Below are 2852 nucleotides of genomic sequence, written 5' to 3'. Positions count from 1 at the left end.
ATGTACTCGGCGAGGAAGAACAGTGCGAACTTCAGGCTGGAGTACTCGGTGTGGAAACCACCGACCAGCTCACCCTCGGCCTCGGGGAGGTCGAACGGTGCGCGGTTGGTCTCACCCACCATCGCGATCGAGTAGATGACGAAGGACGGCAGCAGGATCAGGCCGAACCAGACGTCGTCCTGCGCAGCCACGATCTCGCTGGTCGACATCGATCCGGCGTACATGAACACCGCAACCAGGGCCAGGCCCATCGCGACCTCGTAGGAGATCATCTGCGCGCTCGAGCGCAACCCGCCCAGCAGGGAGTACGTCGACCCGCTGGACCAGCCACCGAGGACGATGCCGTAGATCCCGATCGACGCGATCGCCATCGCGAACAGCACGGCGACCGGCATGTCGGTCAGCTGGAGCGGGGTCCGCTCACCGAAGAAGCTCACCTCGGGTCCGAACGGGATGACCGCGAAGGTCACGAACGCCGGCACCACGCAGATGACGGGCGCGAGCACGAAGACCACCTTGTCGGCGGCCTTGGGGATCAGGTCCTCCTTGAACGCCAGCTTCACGCCGTCGGCCAGGGACTGCAGGAGCCCGAAGGGGCCGTGCACGTTGGGGCCGATCCGGTGCTGCATCCGGGCCACGACCCGGCGCTCCAGCCAGATGTTGAACAGGGTCAGGAGCACCAGCACCAGGAAGACCAGCAGGGTCTTGACGCCGATCACCCACCAGGCGTCGTTGCCGAACGCACCCAGATCGGTGTTCATGAGGCACCTCCCGTGATCGTGACAGCCGTGCCCGGTGAGGCGAGGTCAGCGAGGACGCCGTTGCCGACGGAGTTCGCCGGCACCCAGACCACGCCGTCTACCAGGTCGTCGGCGATCTCGGCCGGCAGGGTCACCGATCCCCGATCGCCCGTCAGGGTGATGGTCGGGCCGTGGGCGTCGTACACAGCCCGGGTGACCAGGGCGACCGGCGTGCGCGCGGTCGCCTTGAGGTACTTGTCGCCGTCCTGGAGGGACCCGTTGTCGAGCAGCTGCTTCCAGGTGGCCAGGGCCACGGTGACGCCACCCTTGGGTGCCTTCGCGGCCTTCTTGGTGGTCTTCTTCGCGAGCGGGGCGAGCGCAGGGCGCGCACCGTCCCACGGACCCAGCTGCGCCATCTCGGCCCGGGCCTCGTCGACGGTCCGGAACCCGAGCGGGCTCCCCTGACCGAGCTGGGCCAGCTCCTCGGAGATGCCCACGAGAGCCCGCAGCTCGGGCAACGAAGCCGGGTTACGCAGGGCGGCCTCCCACGGCCGCACCCGGCCTTCCCAGTTGACGAAGGTGCCGGACTTGTCGGTGGTCGGGGCGACGGGGAACACCACGTCGGCGACGTCGGTCACCTCGGTGCTGCGTACGTCGAAGGCGACCACGAAGCCGGACGCTGCGATGGCGGCGCGGGTCGCGGCAGGATCGGCGGTGTCGTCGGGATCCACGCCAGCGATGACGAGTCCGTCGAGCTCACCGGCACCGAGCGCGGCGACGATGGCGTCCGCGTCGCGGCCCTCTGCCTCCGGCAGGGCGTCGACGCCCCAGGCTGCTGCGACGTCGATGCGTGCACCGGCCTCGGCCACCGGGCGTCCGCCCGGGAGCAGGTTCGGCAGGCAACCCGCTTCGACCGCACCGCGGTCGCCGGCTCGTCGGGGCACCCATGCCAGGCGCGCGCCCGTCGAGGCGGCAACAGCAGCCGCCGCGGACAGTGCGCCGGGGATCGTGGCGAGCCGCTCGCCGACGAGCACCACGCAGCTCGCGTCGAGCTCGCCGGCCAGGTCGTCGAGCCCGGCCGCTTCGTCGCCGGGAACGGTCGGGACCACTCGCGCGGAGACCTTGCGCAGCCCACGCGTGGTGTACGGCGCGAGGCTGATCACCTCGGTGCCACCGGCCAGGACGGACTTGCGCAGGCGCAGGAAGATCGCGCCGGCCTCGTCCTCGGGCTCCAGGCCCACGAGGACCACCTTCGTGGCGGACTCGAGGTCGTCGTACGTCACTCCCCCGGCGCCGGGACCGGTCAGCGCGACCGAGGACGCGAGGAAGGAGGCCTCCTCGGCCGACAGGGGACGCGCGCGGAAGTCGATGTCGTTGGTGCCGAGGGCGACCCGGGCGAACTTGCTGTAGGCGTAGGCGTCCTCGACGGACAGCCGGCCACCGGTGAGCACGCCGACGCCGCCGGCCTGCTTCGCCGCAGCCAGGCCGCGAGCAGCAACAGTGAACGCCTCGGGCCACGACGCGGGACGCAGGCTCCCGTCGTCATCGCGGACCTGCGGGTAGGTCAGGCGGTCGTCGCCCTGCGCGTAGGCGAACGCGAAGCGGTCCTTGTCGGTGATCCACTCCTCGTTGACCGCCGGGTCGTTGCCGGACTGGCGACGGAGCACCTTGCCGCGACGGTGGTCGATCCGGATCGCCGAGCCGCAGCCGTCGTGCTCGGCCACGCCGGGCGTCGACACGAGGTCGAACGGGCGGGACCGGAAGCGGTACTGCTCGGAGGTCAGTGCACCGACCGGGCAGATCTGGATCACGTTGCCGGAGAAGTACGAGGTGAAACCGGACGCGTCCCCTGTGCTGGAGATCGAGATGCCGATCTGTTGCTGGGCGCCGCGCTCGAGGAGCTCGATGAACGGGTCACCGGCGATCTCGTCGGCGAAGCGCGTGCAGCGCTGGCACACGATGCAGCGTTCGCGGTCCAGGAGCACCGTCGGCGACAGGTTGATCGGCTTCGGGAAGGTCCGCTTCACGCCACGGTTGCGGTCATCGGAGAAGCGCGACTCGCCGCGGCCGTTGGACATGGCCTGGTTCTGCAGGGGGCACTCGCCGCCCTTG

Annotated in this window: 2 protein-coding genes; both read right to left on the bottom strand. The window is 70.2% G+C overall.

Features of this window, described 5'->3' with window-relative positions:
• Positions 1–761 (bottom strand): complex I subunit 1/NuoH family protein (locus ASD84_RS24580; RefSeq protein ID WP_162251594.1); only part of this gene is annotated, 761 nt, incomplete at its 3' end.
• Positions 758–2852: NADH-quinone oxidoreductase subunit G (locus ASD84_RS24575; RefSeq protein WP_056717043.1), on the bottom strand; the 2095-nt coding region annotated here is incomplete at its 5' end. The genes ASD84_RS24580 and ASD84_RS24575, both read right to left, overlap by 4 nt.

The organism is Nocardioides sp. Root682, from assembly GCF_001427795.1.
Lineage (GTDB): Bacteria > Actinomycetota > Actinomycetes > Propionibacteriales > Nocardioidaceae > Nocardioides.
This window is presented reverse-complemented; position numbering and strand designations above follow the sequence as displayed.